The sequence below is a fragment of the Bacteroidota bacterium genome (genome assembly GCA_016194975.1).
Classification (GTDB): Bacteria; Bacteroidota; Bacteroidia; order Palsa-965; family Palsa-965.
Window position 1 is genome coordinate 187186 of record JACQAM010000016.1, and the last position, 22643, is coordinate 209828.

At 42.0% G+C, this 22643-nt stretch carries 23 protein-coding genes; 17 read left to right on the forward strand and 6 right to left on the reverse strand.

Translation table 11 applies throughout. From position 1 onward, the window contains the following. The first annotated feature begins 230 nt into the window (after positions 1-230). The gene (locus HY064_10965) at positions 231-704 is read left to right on the forward strand and encodes a transposase (GenBank protein MBI3511175.1); all 474 of its coding nucleotides are present in this window, start codon (positions 231-233) and stop codon (positions 702-704) included. A 138-nt stretch (positions 705-842) separates the two neighbouring features. Here HY064_10965 and HY064_10970 read toward each other — a convergent pair whose 3' ends face one another. Then, positions 843-2213, reverse strand: a complete 1371-nt coding sequence (locus tag HY064_10970; protein MBI3511176.1) for a PKD domain-containing protein — start codon at positions 2211-2213, stop codon at positions 843-845. A 180-nt stretch (positions 2214-2393) separates the two neighbouring features. Here HY064_10970 and HY064_10975 point away from each other — a divergent pair, with 180 nt between their 5' ends. From HY064_10975 to HY064_10990, 4 genes are all read left to right on the forward strand, one after another. Continuing rightward, positions 2394-3632, forward strand: coding sequence for an S-adenosylmethionine:tRNA ribosyltransferase-isomerase (locus HY064_10975; protein ID MBI3511177.1), 1239 nt, complete (start codon positions 2394-2396; stop codon positions 3630-3632). 35 nt (positions 3633-3667) lie between these two features. After that, positions 3668-5737, forward strand: coding sequence for a hypothetical protein (locus HY064_10980; GenBank protein MBI3511178.1), 2070 nt, complete (start codon positions 3668-3670; stop codon positions 5735-5737). A 153-nt stretch (positions 5738-5890) separates the two neighbouring features. After that, a complete protein-coding gene (hemW, locus tag HY064_10985) occupies positions 5891-7018 on the forward strand; it encodes a radical SAM family heme chaperone HemW (GenBank protein ID MBI3511179.1) in 1128 nt (375 codons plus the stop codon). Between the two features lie 80 nt (positions 7019-7098). Further along, positions 7099-7845 carry a cyclase family protein gene (locus HY064_10990; protein ID MBI3511180.1) on the forward strand — a complete coding sequence of 249 codons (747 nt, stop codon included), beginning with the start codon at positions 7099-7101 and terminating at the stop codon, positions 7843-7845. Between the two features lie 64 nt (positions 7846-7909). Here the strand turns inward: HY064_10990 and HY064_10995 are convergent, their stop codons facing one another. Further along, positions 7910-8155 (reverse strand): hypothetical protein, encoded by a 246-nt coding sequence (locus tag HY064_10995; protein ID MBI3511181.1) that lies wholly within the window; start codon positions 8153-8155, stop codon positions 7910-7912. Between the two features lie 52 nt (positions 8156-8207). Next, positions 8208-8546 (reverse strand): hypothetical protein, encoded by a 339-nt coding sequence (locus HY064_11000; protein ID MBI3511182.1) that lies wholly within the window; start codon positions 8544-8546, stop codon positions 8208-8210. A gap of 128 nt (positions 8547-8674) precedes the next feature. Here HY064_11000 and HY064_11005 point away from each other — a divergent pair, with 128 nt between their 5' ends. The 9 genes from HY064_11005 (at position 8675) to HY064_11045 (ending at position 16348) form a co-directional block, all read left to right on the forward strand. After that, a complete protein-coding gene (locus HY064_11005) occupies positions 8675-9253 on the forward strand; it encodes a DUF502 domain-containing protein (GenBank protein MBI3511183.1) in 579 nt (192 codons plus the stop codon). A gap of 53 nt (positions 9254-9306) precedes the next feature. Beyond that, entirely contained in the window at positions 9307-9978 is a 672-nt protein-coding gene (locus tag HY064_11010) for a hypothetical protein (protein ID MBI3511184.1), read from the forward strand. Between the two features lie 219 nt (positions 9979-10197). Next, positions 10198-11181, forward strand: a complete 984-nt coding sequence (locus tag HY064_11015; GenBank protein MBI3511185.1) for a bifunctional phosphoglucose/phosphomannose isomerase — start codon at positions 10198-10200, stop codon at positions 11179-11181. A 46-nt stretch (positions 11182-11227) separates the two neighbouring features. After that, positions 11228-11968 (forward strand): lipoyl(octanoyl) transferase LipB, encoded by a 741-nt coding sequence (gene lipB / locus HY064_11020; protein ID MBI3511186.1) that lies wholly within the window; start codon positions 11228-11230, stop codon positions 11966-11968. Between the two features lie 22 nt (positions 11969-11990). Beyond that, positions 11991-13070, forward strand: a complete 1080-nt coding sequence (locus tag HY064_11025; GenBank protein MBI3511187.1) for a hypothetical protein — start codon at positions 11991-11993, stop codon at positions 13068-13070. A gap of 71 nt (positions 13071-13141) precedes the next feature. Continuing rightward, positions 13142-14311 carry a serine hydrolase gene (locus HY064_11030; protein MBI3511188.1) on the forward strand — a complete coding sequence of 390 codons (1170 nt, stop codon included), beginning with the start codon at positions 13142-13144 and terminating at the stop codon, positions 14309-14311. A 76-nt stretch (positions 14312-14387) separates the two neighbouring features. Beyond that, entirely contained in the window at positions 14388-14789 is a 402-nt protein-coding gene (locus tag HY064_11035) for a hypothetical protein (protein MBI3511189.1), read from the forward strand. 84 nt (positions 14790-14873) lie between these two features. Beyond that, a complete protein-coding gene (locus tag HY064_11040; protein MBI3511190.1) occupies positions 14874-15596 on the forward strand; it encodes a 3'-5' exonuclease in 723 nt (240 codons plus the stop codon). Positions 15597-15841: 245 nt separating this feature from the next. Beyond that, the gene (locus HY064_11045) at positions 15842-16348 is read left to right on the forward strand and encodes a hypothetical protein (protein ID MBI3511191.1); all 507 of its coding nucleotides are present in this window, start codon (positions 15842-15844) and stop codon (positions 16346-16348) included. A gap of 59 nt (positions 16349-16407) precedes the next feature. On the opposite strand, the gene HY064_11050 is transcribed toward HY064_11045, so the two are convergent. From HY064_11050 to HY064_11060, 3 genes are read right to left on the reverse strand one after another with little or no spacing between them, the layout of a single operon-like run. Continuing rightward, positions 16408-16926 (reverse strand): adenylyltransferase/cytidyltransferase family protein, encoded by a 519-nt coding sequence (locus tag HY064_11050; protein ID MBI3511192.1) that lies wholly within the window; start codon positions 16924-16926, stop codon positions 16408-16410. After that, entirely contained in the window at positions 16923-17930 is a 1008-nt protein-coding gene (locus HY064_11055) for a flippase-like domain-containing protein (protein MBI3511193.1), read from the reverse strand. Before HY064_11055 ends, HY064_11050 begins: the two co-directional genes overlap by 4 nt. 3 nt (positions 17931-17933) lie before the next feature. Further along, a complete protein-coding gene (locus HY064_11060; GenBank protein ID MBI3511194.1) occupies positions 17934-18290 on the reverse strand; it encodes an aspartate 1-decarboxylase in 357 nt (118 codons plus the stop codon). 205 nt (positions 18291-18495) lie between these two features. Here HY064_11060 and HY064_11065 point away from each other — a divergent pair, with 205 nt between their 5' ends. The 3 genes from HY064_11065 to HY064_11075 form a co-directional block, all read left to right on the forward strand. Next, a complete protein-coding gene (locus HY064_11065) occupies positions 18496-20262 on the forward strand; it encodes a hypothetical protein (GenBank protein ID MBI3511195.1) in 1767 nt (588 codons plus the stop codon). A gap of 18 nt (positions 20263-20280) precedes the next feature. Then, positions 20281-21318 carry a hypothetical protein gene (locus HY064_11070; protein MBI3511196.1) on the forward strand — a complete coding sequence of 346 codons (1038 nt, stop codon included), beginning with the start codon at positions 20281-20283 and terminating at the stop codon, positions 21316-21318. 2 nt (positions 21319-21320) lie between these two features. Continuing rightward, on the forward strand, positions 21321-22643 hold a 1323-nt coding region (locus HY064_11075), incomplete at its 3' end, for a hypothetical protein (protein ID MBI3511197.1).

Genomic DNA, 22643 nt, shown 5'->3' on the forward strand with positions numbered 1-22643 from the left:
CACGTGTGATGTCGGGTGTTATCACGCGTGATGTCGGGTGTTATCACCCGACATGAACCAGCGAATTGGGCTTCATCGAAGAAGAAATTTTTGTGGAATAAATATTTCTATTACTTTCGCACCCTCTTTAGAATTTTATATGCACGCTACTAATTTTATTTATGGGATTAAGAAACCGAACTCAATTGCTGGATCATTCCTGCTTTTTCGTTACCACTTCTTGTTTTAAAATGCTTCCTCTTCTCGAAGAAGAACCATACAAGAAAATTCTTTACCAGTCAATGGCCTTTGTGAACGCTAAATATTCCGCTCACATCATTTCCTATGTTTTCATGCCGAATCATATTCACTTCATTATCTGTTTTGCAAAGGAGAACAAACTGATTGAATACATGCGTGATTTCAAAAAATACACCTCATATAAGATCACCAGGACAATGAGTGAAGTCGAGGGAAAAGAAAGTTTAGTTCCACTACAATATATTTATCGCAAACAAGTCCTGAAAGTATGGCAGGATAGATTTGATGATCTTTATTTATTCAAGACTAAAACATTATTGATAAAATTGAATTACATCCACGAAAATCCTGTGCGCAAAAAATTATGCGATGAAGCTTCAGATTACAAACACAGCAGTGCTGCATTTTATCTGAAAGATGAAACTCCGCTAATGCCTGTTATGCATTTCATGCAAATCGTCTAGCCCGACCCGTGTCGGGTGATAACAACTCGGCTTTGTGTCGGGTGATAACGCCCGACGCCACTTCGTGTAAAACACCAACAACGAATAAAAAAAGGGTTGTCTTTTAGAACAACCCTTTTTGAATCAGCGTTTGCTTGGCTAATTTTTAATAAAACGCTGAGCAGAATATCCTCCGGAAGTATTTTCCATTTGCAACAAATAACTTCCATTCTCCAGCGAAGAAATGTCGATGCTGCTTCCGTCGTACTTCGACGAAGTGATCAGTCTTCCCGCAAGATCGGTGATCCTGTAATTTTTTCCTGCGAGTGAATAATCAGTTCTGATGTGCAATTCCCCCTGCGCAGGATTCGGATACAAACTCCACACATTGTTTTTCTCATGCGACTGGATTCCGGTTGGAAGTACATTCACATAATAAGGAACACCTTGTGCGCTCTGCGCGAGACGAACCACTTGTATCGTCTGGCACATGGTATCTGAACATTGAGTGGAAGCGTCATTCACAATGAGACAAATGTTGTAAGATCCCGTCGACTGGTAAATGTGTGAAGGATAAGCCACGTAATCATGCGGGGTATTGTCGCCCCAGTTCCAGTCGTAAGTCATGTTCGGCCCGCCGGTAGATAAATTGTATGCCCACGCCTGGTTGGTATTCACCGAATCGGGATAGATCACAAAATTTGCGCTGCAGGAAAGAGTATTTCCATTTACACTGACGTATGTGCAGGAAGTATTCTGACACGCAGTTGCAGAATCATAAATTGTAAGGCACACATTATAGCCCCCGGCACTTGCATAGGTGTGCTGCGTATTTGCATTCCAGTCATAATTACCGTCACCGAAATTCCACATATAAACTGTCTGAGGGCCAACACCGGTTGAGGTGTTTGTGAACGTAACGTTATTATTAGCATTCAATGTGAAAGTGAAAGAAGCATTGCAATTGGACTGTTGTGTTGAATCGAGGATTGTAACAGTTGCACAAGCAGTGCAGGCATTCGCATCTGTGACACAAAACGTATAAGTACCGGGCAGAAGATTGTTTGCATACTGACCTGTTCCATTATTGCTCCACGAAAAAGTATAAGGAGCAGTTCCGCCCTGCGGCACTCCGTAAGCCGATCCGTCAGCACAGGTAGAACAACTTGCCGCGGAAGTTGCGAAAGCAGATGCAGAAAGATTGCAGAGAACATTTCCGTAAACAGTGACCGAATCGCAGAATTGCCCTTGGCACATATTGAGCGAATCATACATGGAAAGACACACGATATATGTTCCGGGTGCATTGTAAGTATGAACCGGATTCGTCGTGTAGTCATACTGGTTGTCTCCGAAACTCCAATTGAACCAGGTTGAATTCGCAATATTCGGTGTCGATGTGTTCGTGAAATTGATCACGTTGTTCGATGTTTGTGTCCAGGTGAAACCCGGAGTGCATTGCGCATGTGCGCCGATAGATAAAAACAGCACTCCGATTCCTGCTGCTATGAGTTGTAATTTATTTTTCATTTTTATTTTTTTTAGTGTTGAGATAAATTTCAGTTGGAATTCCTGTACAATCTTACGACAAGATCATCCCGTTTGTTTTTCAGGATATTGTTTTTCTTACCTGCTCAAAACTACTTTAGCCCTGGCCTTCCTTCTGTGGGCAAAGGGAAAGTTGCATAAAATATTACCTTCGCAGTCCCCATGTTCACCGATCCGAAAAGCATAATCATCTCAGATTTTTCCTGGAACCTTCCGGCAGAAAGGATCGCACTTCATCCTTTGCCGGGGCGCGATCAGTCGAAATTGCTGGTGTATGACCGGGAGAATATTCATGAAAATATTTTCCGGAATATTCCGGATGAAATTCCGGGCGGCTCACTGCTCATTTTCAATACCACTCGTGTGGTGCGCGCCCGTATATATATGCAGCGCGCGAGCGGGGCGACCGTTGAAATTTTCTGCACCGATTCAGGAGAACCCGATCTCTCATTTCCGCAGTTGCTCGACAAAAAAAATTCCGTGAATATTTCAGCATTCATCGGTAACGGAAAAAGATGGAGTATTGAAGAAGAATTGACAGCGGAGATCCTTATCAGTAAAAATAAAATTCAGTTGTCTGCAAAGCGATTATCGCAGGAGCAGGATCGATCCATTATTCAGTTGAAGTGGAAGGATGAAAATATTTCCTTCGCAGAAATTCTCGAAACGATCGGTAAAATTCCGTTGCCGCCGTATATTCATCGTGAAGAAGCAGCAGGAGACGCCGAACGTTACCAGACTGTTTTCTCCAATGAAAAAGGTTCGGTAGCAGCGCCCACGGCAGGATTGCACTTCACAGAAAATATTCTTAAACGCCTTCACGATAAAAAAATTGAAACGGCGAATGTTCTTCTTCATGTTGGTGCGGGAACTTTTAAACCGGTCAAATCGGAAACCATCGGCGGTCATGAAATGCATCGTGAAATGATCACTGTGAATGAAGAAGTGCTTTCAAAAATTATTTCATTTCATTCCGGGAATATTGTTGCCGCAGGAACAACTTCGTTACGCACGCTCGAAAGTATTTACTGGTTTGGGCGCCAACTTATTCTTGAACCGGGAAAATTTCATCACGAACTTTTTGTTTCGCAGTGGCAGCCGTATGAAAATGAAACGGAAATTCCCGCGCTTGTAGCCCTGCGCGCAGTACTCGACTGGATGCGTGAGAATAATAAAAAGGAATTGAACGGTTATACACAACTGCTTATTGCGCCGGGATACAAATTCAGAATGGTGAATGGACTCGTCACGAATTTTCATCAACCGGGAAGTACTTTGCTTTTGCTGGTTGCTGCATTCGTGGGTGAAGACTGGAAAAAAATTTATGATCATGCGCTTGCCAATGATTTTCGTTTTCTCAGTTATGGCGACGGGAGTTTGTTATGGAGAGAAAAGAAATAGCAATTCTTATTCCTTAACTTCGTGCTCCATTCTCCATGCGTAAAAAAATATTCCGGCTACTGATTCTCGCTGCTGTTCTCTACGGCGGTTACTCTATTTTTATCAATTATTGCTATGGATTTGAAGTGAGTGATTTTCATTCGCTCAATAATTTAAATGATAAAAACAAAAGCATCACGGTCGATCTGACGGATGCAGTTCACGACGGGATCGTCCTTCCTTCGGTGAAACAACTTCCCGGTGGAAAATTTTCTTTCTCGTTTAAATTGAAGAACAAAAATTTTCTTTCCACGAAATATTATTACAAGATCTATTACCAGGACGAAAGCTACAAACTCTGTGAATATGAAGTGAAGAATGGATTTAAATATGAGAATAATCTTGCCACGAGGAATTTTTACGGAAGCTGGGGCGAAACAGATCCCGGTTTCAAAGAAACTTCTGCGCTTGGTTTCCAGCAGGAAGCGACTATTACCGATTCATTCAGCATAGTAGGAAACCCGCGCAATGAAGAAATTTATTTCGGCGAAGATGATCATTCAGGACTTTCTTCTGTAAAGATCGCCAACATGGTGAATTACATTCGCTCCCAACCCGGATGGATGAAGGGGATGGATCGTAAATCAAAAGAGAATGGTTGTTCCGTTGAACAACAGGTTTTCCGCGATGCGGTCTGGCAGATCCAGAATGCAAGAAAATTTCAGAAGATCAATCAACGCTGGAAAAGAAATCCACGAATGGGAAATTATAAGTTTATGCTCGTAGTAACGACTGAATCGGGATTGAAAGAAATTCCTGTTTCAGTAAAAAATATTACGCAGCGTGAAGCAGATGGAAGATTCATCAACCCGTTTTATTATTTTCTCTATGGAGAAGGCGGCATCGATAAAGCATTGAGCGTTTCTGTGGCGAAGGAAGAATTGAATGTGAAAGCAAAACTTCAACCCGGAAGAGGAGTTTATGTCAGCCCGTTTGAATTTTCGCAAAGCGGTATCGACACGATCTCGTATTGTCCCACGTGCGGAATGGATTCTCTTCTTTTCCGCGATGCGCAGTTCTCACAGTATTTCTATAATGAAGATCGCTCGCACATTATGCCAACTATCCCGCTCGCTTACGATGTGGTGAAAGATAATTATACAAGAGAAATGTATGATGTGAATAAAGGAAAATATTCCGGCGATCCTGTTTATTTTCATTACGGAGATCACAGCAAAGAATTGTTGCAGGATTTTATTCACGGTTCACGCCGCCCGTGCGAAACGGTGCAGGCAGATCCACAGCATGATTTTATTTCGCTGATGAATCCGGGAAATACAGAAATGCCTTACCGGAAAGAAAATGTAGGTGTGCGTTCGCGCATCGGGTTTACCTATGGAAAAGTGGATGTGTGCGTGAAATTTCCTGAATTGCTCAGCGCCGATCATGTGTGGGATGGTTTGACAAATGCGGTGTGGATGCTCAATCAGGAAGAAGCAGAATGGAATAATCGAGGCGGTTGCGATGGAGGATATATTCCACGAAATGATATGCGAAAAGAAAAAGCGGAAAGAAAAGATCTGCAGAGTTATTCCGAAATTGATTTTGAAATGGTGAAGTCATCGAAGAACTGGCCGGCCACTTCTTACGGACAGAATGCACAACCCGAAGATGATTACATTGGTGTTACCGATAATATTGCGGTAGCGTGTACGAACTGGGATCTTGCCTGTCGCCAACCGAAAAAATTTGTCACTGGCGTTATGCCGTTCACGTGGAATGATATGAATTTCGATCTGCATCGATGGGACAGTTGGTACCAGGCATTAACGATCAAGGATGCGGAGAATGACAATGAATTATTTCAGCGGCCTTTTTATTGGTACGAATTCGAATGGACTCCCGATCACATCATTTGGAAGATAGGCCCCGATAAAGAACACCTGCGCCCGATCGCTTATATGGATAATACCGTAACTGTTGTTCCCGATAATCAAATGGTGGTGGTGGTCTCACAGGAATTTCACGATTCCGAATGGTGGGTACCCGCACCTTACGATCAGCGATATATTCCGTATCCGAAAGATCCGCTCGTTGGAAAAATAATTGCGGTAGAAGTTGAATAGAGTACGAAATACGAAAAGTTTACTAAAAGTTTACTAAAAGTTACGAAATACAGATGAATACGAAATTAATTTTCACCGACACATTTTTAGCGCGTTTTCGTATTTCGTAACTTTTAGTAAACTTTTCGTATTTCGTACTCCCCGTATTTCGTAATCATGCATCTGTACTTCCATATCCCTTTCTGCAAACAGGCCTGTCATTATTGTGATTTTCATTTTTCAACGAATGTGAAAAACAAATCGCAATTAGTGAAAGCGATGGTTGATGAATTGCATTGGAGAAAAAACGAATTGCAGGAAAAACAACTGAAGAGTATTTATTTCGGCGGCGGAACTCCTTCTTTACTGAATGAAAGTGAACTTGAACTTATTTTCCATTCCATTGCAGATAATTTTACCATTGCGGAAAATGCCGAGATCACGCTGGAAGCTAATCCTGATGATTTGAATGAAGTTTATCTTTCCATGCTGCGGAAATTTCCGGTCAACCGGTTAAGTATAGGAATTCAATCTTTCCGCGATGAGGATCTGAAGATGATGAATCGCGCACACACGAGTGCGGATGCGCAACGCGTAATACGACGTGCGCAGGAAACAGGTTTTACAAATCTTACGATCGATCTCATTTACGGAATTCCCGGAATGAATAATGAAGCCTGGAGATCGAATATTGAAAAAGCAATCGCTTCCGGTGTTCAGCATATTTCTGCCTATTGCCTGACCGTTGAGCCGAAAACAGCGCTGGCACATTTTATTAAAACAGGAAAAGCTGAACCGGTAAATGAAGCGGTGGCCGCAGAACATTTTAGTATTTTGCTGGATGTGATGAAAAAAAACAACTTCATTCCCTATGAGATCTCCAATTTTGCAAGAAAAGATTTCATCGCAAAACACAATAGCAGTTATTGGTTCGGGGAAGAATACCTGGGCATCGGACCTTCTGCACACAGTTTTAACGGCAAAAGAAGAAGATGGAATATCTCCAACAACGCAGAATATATTTCACGGGTAGAAAAAAATGAACGAACATTTGAAGAGGAAATACTTTCTGAAAGATCGGCATTCAATGAATTCGTTCTTACACGGCTCCGTACCATGTGGGGAATTTCCATTCAGGAACTGGAGAAAAGATCGGGGAAAGAAGTCGTGTTAATTTTTGAAAAAAATATTCAGCGCTGGATAAAAGAAGGGAAAGTGGCATTAACCGACAACAATTATATACTCACTGAAAACGGGCGCCTTTTCGCCGATCATATAGCTGCCGACCTCTTTAGGGTCTGATTTTTGGAATTTCCTACCTTAGTTTTCTACAAGCCCTGTTATGATTCGGGAAAATTATTTTTATTGCGTTAATCTCCGCTATGTTCGCCACCATCAATCATAAGGGAAAAAATTTCAGAACGGATCTTTCACAGCCCATCGATATTTCAATTCCGATGAACGAGCACAGCGCGCGTGCGTGGTATGCCGATGCGATGAAGATAGAAGCGGTGCGCAATGGAGACTGGATAGGTGAAGTGAAACAGGGAGGATCCGTCAACTTCAGGAATATTTTTTTCAATCCGCACGCGCACGGTACACACACGGAATGCGTGGGCCACATCGCGCAGGAAATTTATAATGTGAATGAACATCTGAAAAATTATTTTTTTCTCGCCGAGCTCATTACCATTTTGCCGGAAGAAAATGAAACCGGCGATCACATCATCACAAGAAAACAACTGGAAGAATTACTCGAAGGAAAAGACCCGCAGGCGGTGGTCATTCGCACCGTTGCAAATCCTGAACTGAAACTTTCCATGAACTGGTCGGATACAAATCCGCCTTTTGTTGCTGAAGATGCTGCAAAATATCTTGCCGAAAAAAAAGTGGATCATCTTCTCATCGATCTTCCATCTATTGATAAAGAAGTGGACGGGGGAAAATTACTTGCGCATCATGCCTTCTGGGAATATCCGCACCACACGCAATTTCAACGCACGATCACCGAATTCATTTACGTTCCGAATTCTGTTTACGACGGAACTTATTTTCTGAATCTTCAGACGGCGCCATTTGAAAACGACGCCACTCCATCGAGGCCGCTGTTATTCAAAATAGTTTTCTGAGAAAACAACTTCGTAAAAAAAGCCCCCTGTTTTCACAGGAGACTTTTCACAATGCTACTTTATTTTACTTCGAACATTTGCTTTTGCACGAGCCATTGTTTTTGCAATCGCCCTTGGTGCATTTGTCCTTGCAGCAGTCCATTTTTGCGCAGGAATTCTTATCACATTTTCCTTCGCATTCAGGACATGAACAGCAGCAGGAAGCTGTAGTTTGCTGTTGAGATTTTTTCAGGAGGGAATGTCCGCCTGTATTCGCTATGGCGCTTGTTGACAATAATGCAACAGCAACGCCGAAAAGAATGTTTTTCATTTTTCGTTTTTTTAAAAGGATTGATTGACTTGAAAATAATTCTGAAAGTGAATCAGGCCATTTCGGGCGGTTGCCAGCACGAAGAAGAGTAGGTGGAAAGGAATGCAGAAAAAATTTCTACATGGAAGATCAAAGTTGTTTTCAGAATAATATCAGCCGAGCAGCAAGTGGGAACTGCGCAGGAACAGCAGCAGCAACCCTGTAACGGATTACAACCGTTCATGTTGTTGCAGGAATTATTTTTCTTGGCCGGAATTTTTTCATGAGCCGCCATGCAACAATGCGAATGACATTTTTCATGATGAGATAACGCCGAATAAATGTGTTCGGCCGCCGGTGCTGCCGAAAGCAGGACGATGAAAAAAGCGAAGATGACAGCAGCGTATTTCATTGGTATAAACTTACTCCATATACGGATCGGGCATAGGGTGCCGGATGAGAGAATTTGTTAAAGTATTCAAAACCTGTAAGCTGATTCCTGCTGATTTTTCCACTGAAGTAATGTCGTAATTTCAAGCCATGAAAAATATCCTTCGCTATTTTATACAGGGGCTTATTGTTCTTGTTCCTTCGGCAATAACCATTCTCGTTCTCTACAAACTTTTCATTTGGTTACGCGATCTTTTCGGAAAACTTGATGTGATCGTGAATAAATACGCCGACCCGTTCCTCATAACCGGCGTCATCCTGCTTTTTATTTTAGTGGTCGGAATATTCACTTCGAATGTGATCGCAAAATTCTTCCTCGAAGAATCGGGCAAAGTCATTGAACGTATTCCATTTGTAAAACATATTTATTCGCCGGTAAAAGATTTTACGACCGCTTTTATCGGGAATAAAAAAAGATTCAGTCAACCGGTACTCATCACTTCCAACGCGCAAAACAATATCCGCGAGATCGGTTTTATAACGGACGATGATCTGCATGAACTCGGAATAGAAAAAGAGTTTGTGGCCGTTTACGTTCCAATGTCGTATTCTATTTCCGGCCGCTTGCTCATTGTGCCGAAAGAAAACATCAAACCGCTGAATATTCCTGCTACTGAAGCGATGAAGTTCATTGTGTCGGGAGGAGTTTCGGAAGTGGATGAACACTGAGTACGAAAATGGCGTACCTTTTGAGATAGAAATCACACACAAATCATAACATCATGAAAAAGCAACTACTCCTCGGCGCGATGATCCTTTTTACACTGGGGCTTTCCGCGCAAAAGATCAAGATCTCTGTCGATGAAAAAAATATGAGTATCGGCGGCGGATCGCACAACTGTCTCGTTGTTTCCGTTTACGATGCGAAAGCAGATGACATCATGAGCAAATGGCGTTCGAAGATGAAAGATTACAATGCGAAGGTGAGCGGCAAGGATGAAATTTTTGCCGACAACGCACTCATCAAAGACATCAGCGACAATACCTGCGACGTGTATGCGCGCACGGAAAAAGGAAAAGATGATAATGAAACCCAGTTCATCGTAGGTTTTGTTCTTGGTGAAACCTGGCTTTCCTCTTCTTCCAATTCCACTTCCTATAAAGCAGCCGAACAGATCGTGAAAGATTTCGCTGTAAAAATGACCAAAGATGCGAACGACGATATTGTTGCCGCAGAACAGAAAAAACTTGAAAAAATTCAGTCGGACCAGGATGATCTCGTAAAGAAAAGCAAATCACTCAACGACGATATCACCAATTACCAGGCGAAAATCAAAAAAGCGCAGGACGATCTGAAACAGAATGATGACGACCAGGCGAAGAAGAAAGCAGAACTCGATGCACAGCAGAAAATAGTTGATGCTGCAAAAGCAAGACAGAATTCGGTCGAATAATAAATAGTCATTGGTTAAGAGGCTGTTTAAAATTCATTTTTTGGAATTGTTATGATGCCATTTTTGTTCAGCCGAGACGCATTTTGCAGGCCATAGTGGAGCGACTACGGCCAAGAAATGCAACGAAGGATGGACAAAAATGGCGCATAACAAAAGCCCTGATGACCATTGGCCAATGACAATTTATTAACTTCGCCTTCCTTTTTGTCAATGATGGAAATGAAAAATCTTGTTGAGCAGTTTCCCGCCCAGATCGAAGCAGCCATTGCTATCGGGAAGCATTTAAAAATTTCTGAAACAAAAGAACCCGTTGGAAATGTGCTCATTTGCGGACTCGGTGGATCGGGCATTGGAGGAACTATCATTTCTGAATTGGCATTCAGTCATGCCGGTGTTCCGGTGAATGCAACTAAAGGATATTCCATTCCGTCTTACATCAATCGTGATTCACTGGTTATCATTTCTTCTTATTCGGGAAATACAGAAGAAACGCTGGCGTGCATGCATGCTGCGCTCAACAAAGGCGCAACTATTTTCTGCATCACATCGGGCGGGAAAGTGGAACAACTTGCAAAAGAAAAAAAACTCGATCATGTGATCATTCCCGCGGGAATGCCTCCGCGTGCGTGCCTCAGTTATTCGCTCGTGCAACTTATTTTCCTTTTTATAAATTATAAATTGCTCCCGGAAAATTCTGTTGCGGATCTTGAAAATTCTGTTGTGCTGCTGAAAAAAGAAGAGAATTCCATAAAGCAGATCGCAAAAAAACTGGCGGCAGATCTTCACGGAAAAACGCCGGTCATTTACTGTACTACGTATTACGAAGGAGTTGCCATTCGTTTTCGCCAGCAACTGAATGAGAATGCAAAAGTGTTGTGCTGGCATCATGTCATTCCCGAAATGAATCACAATGAACTCGTGGGATGGGCCGGCGGCAATGAGAATATTGCGGTTGTGCTTTTCCGCGATCCCACAGAATTTGAACGAAATAATCATCGCATCGAACTCAACAAAGAGATCATCAGCAAACGTACTCCGCATTTCACAGAAATTTTTTCCAAAGGAAATTCGCAGATAGAAAAAACACTTTATCTCATTCATCTCGGCGACTGGGCCTCCGTTTTTCTCGCCCAACTCCGCGGCGTGGATGATATGGAAGTGAACGTGATCAATTTTCTGAAAGGCGAACTCTCTAAAAAGTAATGAGTATTGAGACCAATGGGAACTCATAACTCATAACCCATAACTCATGATCAAAGTCCTCTTCCACGATCTTCATCTCATCGATTACAAGCAGTGCTGGGATCTTCAGGAAGAGCTGTTGAAAGAAATTGCCGATCAGAAAATTTTAAATCGCGATGCGGCTAAGGAAAAAATAATTCCAACACAAAGTCATCTTATTTTCTGCGAGCATCCTCATGTTTTTACATTGGGCAAAACGGGCGATGAACAACATCTCCTGGCGAATGAAAAACAGCTTGAAGAAATGAGCGCCACATTTTATAAAATAAATCGCGGGGGCGATATCACTTATCACGGGCCGGGGCAACTTGTAGGTTATCCCATTCTCGATCTCGATAATTTTTTCACCGACATTCACCGTTACCTGCGCACGCTCGAAGAAGTCATTATTAAAACCATTGCAGAATTCGGATTGAAAGGCGAGCGCTATGAAGGATACACAGGCGTGTGGCTCGATCCGCACACTGAACTTGCCGGCGGTGAGCCGGGCCGAACCGCGCGCAAGATCTGCGCAATGGGTGTGCGCACAAGCAGATGGGTGACCATGCACGGGTGGGCGCTCAACGTAAATTCCGATCTCAGTTATTTCAATCGCATTGTTCCTTGTGGAATCGCCGACAAAGCAGTTACCTCAATGGAAAAAGAACTGGGAAATAAAGTGAACATGGAGGACGTGAAGGAAAAACTGAAAAAATATTTTGAACTGGAATTTGAATGTGAACTTGCCGGCGAAAAAGTTCCGTGGTAATTTGAATGATAATATTTCTCTAATGAAAAAACATTTTTTCTTTTTATCAATGATCTTCTCGCTGAATTATTTTACAGTTCAGGCACAATCAGAATACCATTCTCTCGATTCGATGTACCTGGAAAATATCGGGCACGATGTGGCAGTTCCTGCAATGGGCGACGCGGAAAGAAGTAAGGCAATGTCAAAAGCATTTCACGCGCATCTCCTTTCGATCGATCAACGCTTAAGAGAATATTTATCCCTGATCGATCCCTGCGCTGAGACGGATACTTCGTGTGGATCGTGGACACGAAAAGCAACTGCCGATGCCAATAAATATTTTGACGAGAACAGTATTCAGGATATGAAACACGATACGGTGGAATTTGAAAAAAATATAATGGAGTACTGGAAGATCATGCTTGCCAGCCCTTCAAAATCAATTGACGTTCAGTACAAACTTTACAATATTTATACGATTTGTTTTTTCAATGCCGATCCGCTTACTTCTTCGTTCAAACAAACGGGCATAGAAGCTTTTCATTTGCAGAGTTACCTCTATCTCCTGGAAATAGAACGTTGGCCTGCTGATGAACGGTTCAGAAATAATTTTGCGCTTACGCATTTCAATTTCTTCGTCGCCTTTTTTCAGAATGGACATCCGTGCGATACGATGAATACAAATTTTGAGATCAATGCAATCGATTTTGACTGGAACACCATGCGCGGAATTGACACCACCGATTTTACAAGAAAAAATTATGCGCGTTTATATTTTGAAACAGGAAGTAATTGCGATTCAGAACTGATCGCCCTCAGGAAAAGTTCTGACCGCTGCAGATGGTTTACCAATACAGAATATTGTTATAGCAGGGCGGTAACACTCGATTGCTCGAATGTGACTTACAATTATGATCTCGGCTTATTCTATTACAATCTTATTATTGAATCCGAAAAAAATGCAAATAGCGGTAAAGGCAACGCGGCCGGTTCTGATGTGGTGATCTGCGAACGCACGTTGACGCAAATGAAACAGTCTGCCGATAAATATTTTCGTAATACAGAAAAACTCAAGCCGGGAAAAGTGCCTCCCACCGCAATGCAATTTGTTGAGCATTGATTGAAGTTGATTTCACATTACAACCTTTACCGGTGGAATACGTTTAATGAGATAGCTCCCGGTTTTCCATTATGAAAAAATTCTTCAAACGCTTCGGCTATTTCTTTCTTTTCATTTTCATCGCGGCAAACCTGTTCATTCTTTTCAGCGGAAGATTTTACCTGTACAAGGCAGTTTGGAATACGTATCTCCGCGGAAGGAACGGCCCTTCGGCAATGGAGTATAAAATCTTCGATAATCGCGAAGTGAAAAATGGGATTCCGCAACCGTGGCCGATAGGAAAAGATTACAACAAGAAAGAAATTCCCTCCGATCTCCTCGCAAAAATGACGGACATACAGACGGGCGCATTTCTCATTATTAAAAACGACAGCATCCGTTGCGAACAGTATTGGGGAGAATTCACCAACCACTCGTACACGAATTCTTTTTCGATGGCGAAAACCGTCATCAGTATTCTCATTGGTTGCGCGCTCGAAGACGGAAAAATAAAAAGCATCGATGAACCCGCTGCAAATTACCTTCCTGAACTTGCGAACGACGATCGAAAAAAGATCACGATAAAAAATCTTTTACAGATGAGTTCAGGAATTAATTTCGATGAGAATTATGTAAGCCCCCTCGCGTATCCCGCGGAAGCATATTACGGGAGCGACCTGCGCGCACTCACGCTCGCGTACACGCAACTGAACGCAACTCCTGGAGAAAATTTTCTTTATCTCAGCGGCAACACCCAATTACTCGGGTTCATCCTGCAGAAAGCAACCGGGAAAACAATTGCGGATTATGCTTCGGAAAAATTGTGGATCCCGATGGGATGCGAGCACAATGCATTTTGGTCGCTCGATAATGAGAATGGAAATGAAAAAGCTTTCTGTTGCCTGAATTCGAACGCGCGCGATTTTGCACGATTAGGAAAATTATATCTCGACAGTGGTAGATGGGCAGGAAAACAAATTGTCCCGGAATGGTATGCGCTTGCTTCCGTTCACCCCACAGGAACAAAAAATACCAATGGAAAACCCGCAGACGATTATGGATTTCTCTGGTGGCTGCTTCCGGAATACAAAGGCCATCCTGTTTTTTATGCGCGTGGAATTCTCGGACAATATGTGATCTGCATTCCTGATATGGATATGATTATTGTTCGTCTCGGAATGAAACGACTTCCGGTTATTGCCAATGAACTTCCACCCGATGCGCATTTTTATCTTGATGCCGCTTTACGGATGTACGAATAAAAATGGACTGATTTCAATTATGTGAAAGAGTGAAATCCTCCGTCTTCCATTCGTATATTAGCGCAATTCGTTCCCGATGAAAAAAGATATTGATCGTCCCGAAGTTGAAGATCTCGCGCTGGCGGTTGTGCTCGAAGAAGCAAATGGAGAAAATGTCTGGAATGTTTTCCTGGTGAATCTTCATATTGTCCCTATAAAAAATGTGATCGTTTCTTCAAAAGGATACGGAGAGTTGAATGGCGAAGTGAAAAAAACTTCTACGCTTCGGCATTACTTCGAGGAAATACCTGCGCTCGAGTTCACGCGCGTGGAGCCGATCATGGAAAATACTTTCGGCCTCACGAATGAATACTGGGTGAGTTTTTATATTGATGGAAAGATCTACGACAAGCAATATATTTTTCTTCCCGAAACCATTAACGAAAAACATTTCACTAAAATTCCATTGCTGAACGTGGAAGGAGTCATGCTAAGATAAATTGCTGATTATAGATTGTTGAATGTAGATTTGCAGTGTCTGCACCAAACAACAATCTGAAATCAACGTTCAATAATTTTTCCGATGTACAATAATCTACAGTTAGAAAACATTCTCTTCCTCGACATCGAAACGGTTCCTGCTTATGCAAATTATAATGCTGTTCCGGAAAACTGGAAAAAACTCTGGGAGAAAAAAGCAGTTGCTGTTTCGAAAGGAGAGAACGATACGCCGGAAAAAATTTACGATCGCGCCGGCATTTATGCAGAGTTCGGAAAGATCATTTGTATTTCCGCCGGATTTTTAAAACGCGTCGATGGAAAAGAATCTTTCCGCATCAAGTCATTCGCGGATCATGATGAGAAAAAAATTCTTCTTGACTTCGCTGCACTGCTCAACAAACATTTTTCGCGGCCCGACCATCGCCTGTGCGCGCATAACGGGAAGGAATTTGATTTTCCGTGGATCGCGCGGAGAATGGTCGTGCAGGGTATCGATCTTCCGCTTGCGCTTGATGTCTCCGGAAAAAAACCGTGGGAAACCACTTTTCTCGATACGATGGAAATGTGGAAGTTCGGCGATTTTAAATCACATACTTCGCTGAATGTGCTTGCGAATCTTTTCGGAATCCCGACTCCCAAAGATGATATTGACGGAAGCCAGGTGGCAAAAGTTTATTACGAAGAAAAAAATCTCGATCGGATTGTTACCTATTGCCAGAAAGATGTGCTCACTGTTCTGCAGATCCTGAGAAAATACCGCGGAGAAAAATTAATTGCTGAAGAAGATGTGGTCATTGGCCAATAGTCAGTGGTTGGGCCGGCGAAAATCTGTGGCTAATCCGTGAACAGCTGTGGCAATATTTCTTCTCCGCACATGAATCCCGCTTGATAAACCGAAGGTATCAGCCGCAATAATATTTTTGTCATTTGTCATTGGGTGAAGTGTTTTTATTCTAAAGTTTTATTCCCAAGGTCAGTTGGCCAATGACAAATGAATATTAACCAATGACAGTATATTCTCTACCTTAGATTTCACCTGCACCATTTCCTATGACGGACAAAATAATTTTCGAGGAATTCCAGCAACCTTCACGTGTCATTCCGAAAATTTTCATCCTTGTACTCGCATTCAGTATTGCGTTTGCTGCTGTGAATTTTTTCGTGATCAAAAATCCATTCCTCTATATCCCGGAACTTCCTCTGGTTATCATCTCCATTGTGTTCCTCATTATCTCTACGCAACTTTCTCTCCGGTTCACAATCACTTCAGAAGGGATCGCGTACACGACCAATGCACGATCTGCAGAACATATTATTCACAATACGGAAATCGAAGAGATCATGATCGGAAATCTGAATGGGCCATTCCGCACTTTCAAATACGGTGGCTTTTCTGTACGCGTAAACAGAAATTATAAAATGTATTTATACGGAGGTTACGACGCATTGCACATAAAAATGAGATCAGGACAAATGATCATCTTCAGCACGCAAAGAATTTTCGAATTAACGGAAGCGGCGAAAATGATAAAGAATGTGAAGGTGGTGATTGGTTAATCAGCCATTGGTCATTAGTATTATTATTTAAACAAGAACCTAATGACCAATGACAAAAACTACTTTCCTGATATTTTTTTTTCTATCGCACTCGTAGAATAGCCCTCAACAAATTCAATCGTTTTTATTTCTCCACCATTGGCACGCACAAGATCGGAACCCACAATATATTTTTTATTCTTCGCATCTTTTTCGGCAGCATCGTAATCGGCGCCTTTCACTAAAACATCCGGTTGAATGAAATTTATTAATTGATATGGAGTTTCCTCGTCGAACAAAATAACTGCATCCACAAATTCCATTGCAGCGATCACCATTGACCTCGAATGTTCATCCTGCAGCGGGCGATTCATTCCTTTGTTCAGCAATTTCACACTTGCATCGCTGTTCATTCCCACAATGAAAAAAATCCCGCACTCCGCAGCTTTTGCGAGATAATCGACATGCCCGAGATGAACAATATCGAAACAGCCATTGGTGAAAACGATCTTCTTCCCGAAAAAATGCAGCTGCGCAATTTTCCATTTGATGGAACCCGGCGTATGAATTTTTGAAGCGATTATTTCCGTTGCATTCATTTCACTGAGCGGTTTAAAGTGTTTCTTAAAATTGCAGAAATCCCGAAGAACAACAGTACTGTTCCTACCTGTGCGCCCCAGCTCAACCATGCGAATGCCGGCGCATCTGGCTGAGAAGAAGGAGCGATCCCGATAAGCACGCCTGTTACGATTATCTGGTACATTCCTATTCCACCAGGTGTGAAGATGACACCGAAAGTGCCGAAAAGCAGCAATACAAGCGCCGTGTGAATGCTCAGTCCGCTCGTTGTCGGGAAACAGAAAAAGCAAACGTAAAGAGATGAAAGATATCCGCACCAGATGAAAATGGTATGAAAGAGAAAAATTCCGGGCGACGGAAGTTTTCTAACTGTGAGCAAACCGTTTTTAAATCCATTGAAAAAACCGCTGACTTTTTTACGAATACCGCTGCTGATCTTTTTACGGAAAATAAAAATAGAGACGACCAGAAGAATAATTCCTGCAGCGAGAATGATCAACAAAGTTTTATTCTGAAAAAGATGGCCGAACCAGTTCAACGCCGGCGTCCGGATGTATTCGACCCACATCGAACTCAGTTGTGAAAATTCAAGAATGAGAACGAGCAGAAAAACAATTCCCAGGCAAACCATATCCACGATGCGCTCAACGATCACCGTGCCGAATGATTCTGCAAATGGAACATCATCCGACGTTTTCAATACGCCGCAACGAATCACTTCTCCCGAACGTGGAATTCCGTAATTCGCGAGATAGCCGATCATCACCGCATAAAACCGGCTTCCTAATCCTGCTTTATGCCCGAGCGGAAGAAGCGTTTGTTTCCATCGCATCGCGCGGCTCAGGTGTGCGAGCGCGCCTATAATGATCGCGACTGCAAACCATCCGTAATTCGCCGTTTTAAGTGCAGTAAAAAATTGTTCTTTCTCTTCCGGTTTAAATCTGCTGAACTGCCAATACATCAAACCAACACCCAGTCCGAAAAAGACAATGAACTGGAGAAATTGCTTGAGCTTCTGATTCAATTTTCAGGATTTAAGTTTGTTGTTGTTTCCCGTGTCCGGAAAAATCACAACAGGATTGAATTTTTTCGCCGCTTCAAATTCCATCACTGCATAAGAGAGTACGATCACATCATCACCCGGATTGAATTTTAAAGCAGCAGGGCCATTGAGACAAATCACTCCACTTCCGCGTTTTCCTTTGATCACATAAGTTACAATGCGTTCTCCGTTGCGGTAATTCAAAACGTGCACTTGCTCGTTCTCAATAAGATTCGCCGCATTCATCAGTTCTTCATCGATCGTAATACTGCCAATGTAGTTCAGATCGGCCTGCGTAACACGCACCCGGTGAATTTTCGATTTCAACACTTGTATCTGCATAACGGGAACAAAGTTAGGTAAATGCAGCAATCAAAAATTCATTGGTGATTTGCAGGAATTTATAGCTGTGCGAAGTAAAAATTTTTTACAAGCGTTTTTTTTGGAGCGCAAGTTCATCACATCAATTTCCCGCTTCGTCGAATAATTGACTTTTTTCTTGCTTTATTAGGAGGGGGGGGTAAATTGCCCTGCAAAACCTCCACTCATGAAAAATATTTCAAAAATTCTTTCTATCTTTTTCATAATGAATTTCGCTGTAAATCTCTCTGCTCAGTCGGGAACCAAGTGGGCAACGAATGGAAATAATATTTCCACGGCAGATTTTTTTGGCGCTGCAAATTCTGCAGATATAAATTTCCGGACAAACAACATCGCGCGCATGACGATCACGAGCGCGGGCACCTTACGCGTGTACAATCTCGTGGGCGCAGGAAACGGATTTGTTTCACTCGATGTGAATGGAAATTTAGCGCGCACGAATTTTACGAATGACACGAACCAGGTTTTGAGCGGCGACGGAACTTTTAAAAATATTTCTTCCATTAGTGGATGGGCGTTTTCAGGAAATAATATTTACAACACAAATTCAGGAACAGTTGGAATAGGAACTTCATCTCCGTCTTCCGGATATTTGCTTGATGTAAATGGCGATGCGCATTTCTCCGGAAATATTTTTGCTTCGGGACTCGTGCTTACAACAAAAGTGCAGGCCGATACGATCAGGAGTCTGAGTCAAATTTCCATTAACAACAACCTTGTAATTTCTGCCGGAACGCAAAACGAACTTTACACGAATTCAAATGATCTTTTAATTCAAAGCGCATCTGCATACACGCAGGGAAATACAATTCTTAATGCGGGCAACAGCGGCAAAGTTGGAATCGGAAATTTAAATCCGCTGTATAAATTAGATGTGAATGGAGATGAAAGAGTGAGCGGAAAAATATATGTGGAGCGGATTTTAGGATTGCCGGGCGACAGTATAATTAAATTTGGTGACAGCACTTTGTATCTGAATTATGTGAATTCAAAAATATTTAATTCCAGTTCGGTAAAAGGAATGGTCGTTGGCTCTCCGTTCTCTAATGCGTTTGGATCGAGATCAGTTGCCATCGGAACAAATCTTCAAACCGCTTCGAATGCAGATCATGCAATAGTTATAGGAAGCGGGCCGCTTAGCAGTGCGGGAACTTTAATAAACAATCAACCGAATTCATTGATGATCGGATTCAATTCTACAGTACCGAGTTTTTTTGTAGGGCCATCTGCGTCATCAAACACATCAGGAAATGTTGGAATTTCTACGTCCATTCCCGAATCAGAATTACAAATCGGCGAATCCTACTCAAAATTAAATTTCGGGAAAGCGCCATTGGTTGCTTCCACGTTCAGCAGTTCTTACATTGGGTTCAATGCGTCACGCGATCAAAGCGGAAACTGGAAATCGGATGGCAATGGCGCGGGCAATGGTGGATTTGTATTGCTGAATGATATTGGCGGAGGATTACGTTTCATTGGTGTGCCAACATCAGGAGGAGGAACACAAAATCTAACGGATCAGAACATGCAGGATAACACGCGCATGTTTCTGCGCGCAGACGGGCGCGTGATCATTGGAACAAAAACACAGGCGGGCGGGCCGTTTGATCTTGCAACTACATTGCTAACTGTGAACGGAGGAATCGTTTGCCAGAAAGCAAATGTAACGATGAACAGTTGGGCCGATTCAGTTCTCGCACCGGGCTATCATCTCATGCCGTTGGATTCAGTTGCGAAATACATTGACTCTACCGGCCATTTGCCCGGTGTAGCAAGTGAAAAAGAAGTAAAAGCAAACGGGGTTGATCTCGGGCAGGATGATGTGATGCTGATGGCGAAGTTGGAAGAACTCACTTTATACATGTTGCAATTAAAGAAAGAAAACGAGGGGATGAAAAAAGAAATTGAAGAATTGAAATTGAAGAATAAATAGTATTGATTTTCTTGGTCAATGAAAAAGCACATTATATTTTCTGTTTTACTTATTTCTTTTCTCAACCTGTTTCTTTCGGAGTGCAGGAGAGACCCGCCGGTGCATAAGGATTGGCCGGGATGGAAATATTTTAATTCAGCCAATGCACCTTTAGATAAATACGGAGTAGAAAATATTATTGTGGATCGTTTATCAAATGAATGGGTTTTCACTGGAGGTTATATTGCAAAGTATTCCGATGGGGAATGGCAAAAAATTGACCCACCAGCTTTAGAGCCGGACGCATTTTTAATATATGCGAAAGGTGTGTCAATGGGGAATTACATTTGGTTTGGCAACGCGAACCATGGATTATATAGAATAAATATTTTTGATAATAGCATTCAGTTGTTTGATCAAAGCAATTCTGGAATTATTGCTAGTGTAACAGGAACAGAAATTGCTGCTGACACTTTGAATAGTGTATTGTGGATTTCTACCGCTGCCGGAATGGTACGTTATGATGGAACAAATTGGCAGGTTTATGATATGGCAAATTCACCTGTGACTTCTGATCAATTCGATGGAGTAGGAATAGATAATTCAGGAAACAAATGGTTCTCCGCGAAAGAAAATCCTTCCGTTTCAGGCGATAGTACTTCTTATATTAAATATAATGAAATCACAGGGCAGTGGAGTATTTATAATACTGCGACTTGTGGTTTCAATGTTTATCATGCCTGGGATATTGTTGCAGATGATGATAATGGAATATGGTTTTCAAATGAATACGCTGATCGTTATTATCAGGGGAGTTGGACGAGATATAGTAGCACAAATGTTCAGGGCTTTCCGAACGATTTAACAAAGTGGATGATTAAAGATAGGAAGGGAAGAATCTGGATCACTTCTTCTCAAAACGGAGTAATGGTTTTTGATCATGGCTCATGGAGTCACTTGACATCTCAAAACTCAGGCTTATTGACTGATACAATAAATTCTATTGCAATCATGAAAAATGGAGAAATATGGGTTGGAACAAACGAAGGTATTTCTGTCTATGATAATCAGGAATGAAAATGAGAACTAAAATATTTATTCTACTATTGGGAACTTCTCTCAGGATTTGTGCTCAGTCAAATCCGAATCTCGTTCCTAATCCCTCGTTTGAAGATTATTATTCATGTCCAACAGCTACTGGAATACTCCCAATCAATGGATGGTCTGAGATTAGCGATTGTGAGTATTTTAATGCTTGCAATAATCCTCCTAATGGCAATGGCGATTTCGGAGTGCCTAAAAATTTATATAATATTAATATGCCAAACGGACTTGCTGCACAAGATGGTGTTGGATATTGTGGTTTGCAAACAAGAGATATAATCGGTTTGGAATTTTTGAGTTCCTCTGTCAGTTTAATTGCTAATGTGAAGTATGATGTTTCTTTTTTTGTGAGTTTGGCATCTACCTCTGCTTTTGCAACTCCGCTCAGTCTCGCCCTATCAACTAATTCGTTCTTTTCGACTGATCCAGTAAGCAATTTACAAAATGCAATTATTGTTTCATCTAACAGCGTTGTGGATAATAAGGGATCATGGCTGCAAATTTCCAGTACAATTATTCCTAATTCTAGTGGTCAATATTATTTAGTAATTGGAAACGTTTATACAAATAACGATGTCCCGGCAATTTTACCATATTCTTCATCTGATTACGCCTACTATTACATCGACGACGTAACTATTAAAGAACATCCCGGCTGCTGCCCAACGGATCTCACGATCAGCAACACTACATTAACAGGCACAGAAATATTTGGCGCAACCAATTCCATTACTGTTGGCCCGAATATAAATACAGATCCTGGAGCAGATGTGACTTTGGTCGCCGATAATTACATTGAATTTTTACCGGGCGCAAATTTAGGGCCGGGAGTAAATGCGGAGATCGGTGAATGCCCTGGAGCATACCAGAATGTTTCCACTTCTCCGACGGCAAGCACAAATACTGCAGAAATCATAACACCCGATGGCGACGGAAATTCCGATCAGTTTTGTGTCACAATAATTGGTGCGCTCCAATATTCCGTTCAGGTTTCTGATCTTCTTGGAAATATTGTCTATGTAATTAATAATGCGAATGTAAATTCCCAACCGCAATGCATCTGGGACGGCACTTGCAATTTCGGTTCCCTGTGCAATAATCAGGCGGTTCCTGCTGCATTTTATATTCTGACATTAACTTCATTCGGTTGTTCAGGTCCGGTAATAAGCAACTTCCTGATCGATGTTGAATATCCATTCATGCGCATCGTGAACGCCACTCCTCAATCCATCGATTCCATCATCAATTCACAACTGAAAATATTCCCCAACCCCGCTACCGAAAAACTTTTTATAGAA

Coding starts and splice junctions, on each gene's coding strand:
- HY064_11070 (MBI3511196.1), top strand. CDS start 20,281: ATGAAAAAGCACATTATATTTTCTGTTTTACTTATTTCTTTTCTCAAC.
- HY064_10980 (MBI3511178.1), top strand. CDS start 3,668: ATGCGTAAAAAAATATTCCGGCTACTGATTCTCGCTGCTGTTCTCTAC.
- HY064_10995 (MBI3511181.1), bottom strand. CDS start 8,155: ATGAAAAACATTCTTTTCGGCGTTGCTGTTGCATTATTGTCAACAAGC.
- HY064_11045 (MBI3511191.1), top strand. CDS start 15,842: ATGACGGACAAAATAATTTTCGAGGAATTCCAGCAACCTTCACGTGTC.
- HY064_11040 (MBI3511190.1), top strand. CDS start 14,874: ATGTACAATAATCTACAGTTAGAAAACATTCTCTTCCTCGACATCGAA.
- HY064_11010 (MBI3511184.1), top strand. CDS start 9,307: ATGAAAAAGCAACTACTCCTCGGCGCGATGATCCTTTTTACACTGGGG.
- HY064_10975 (MBI3511177.1), top strand. CDS start 2,394: ATGTTCACCGATCCGAAAAGCATAATCATCTCAGATTTTTCCTGGAAC.
- HY064_11050 (MBI3511192.1), bottom strand. CDS start 16,926: ATGAATGCAACGGAAATAATCGCTTCAAAAATTCATACGCCGGGTTCC.
- HY064_11035 (MBI3511189.1), top strand. CDS start 14,388: ATGAAAAAAGATATTGATCGTCCCGAAGTTGAAGATCTCGCGCTGGCG.
- lipB (MBI3511186.1), top strand. CDS start 11,228: ATGATCAAAGTCCTCTTCCACGATCTTCATCTCATCGATTACAAGCAG.
- HY064_11025 (MBI3511187.1), top strand. CDS start 11,991: ATGAAAAAACATTTTTTCTTTTTATCAATGATCTTCTCGCTGAATTAT.
- HY064_11065 (MBI3511195.1), top strand. CDS start 18,496: ATGAAAAATATTTCAAAAATTCTTTCTATCTTTTTCATAATGAATTTC.
- HY064_10970 (MBI3511176.1), bottom strand. CDS start 2,213: ATGAAAAATAAATTACAACTCATAGCAGCAGGAATCGGAGTGCTGTTT.
- HY064_10990 (MBI3511180.1), top strand. CDS start 7,099: ATGTTCGCCACCATCAATCATAAGGGAAAAAATTTCAGAACGGATCTT.
- HY064_11060 (MBI3511194.1), bottom strand. CDS start 18,290: ATGCAGATACAAGTGTTGAAATCGAAAATTCACCGGGTGCGTGTTACG.
- HY064_11005 (MBI3511183.1), top strand. CDS start 8,675: ATGAAAAATATCCTTCGCTATTTTATACAGGGGCTTATTGTTCTTGTT.
- HY064_11015 (MBI3511185.1), top strand. CDS start 10,198: ATGAAAAATCTTGTTGAGCAGTTTCCCGCCCAGATCGAAGCAGCCATT.
- HY064_10965 (MBI3511175.1), top strand. CDS start 231: ATGCTTCCTCTTCTCGAAGAAGAACCATACAAGAAAATTCTTTACCAG.
- HY064_11000 (MBI3511182.1), bottom strand. CDS start 8,546: ATGAAATACGCTGCTGTCATCTTCGCTTTTTTCATCGTCCTGCTTTCG.
- HY064_11030 (MBI3511188.1), top strand. CDS start 13,142: ATGAAAAAATTCTTCAAACGCTTCGGCTATTTCTTTCTTTTCATTTTC.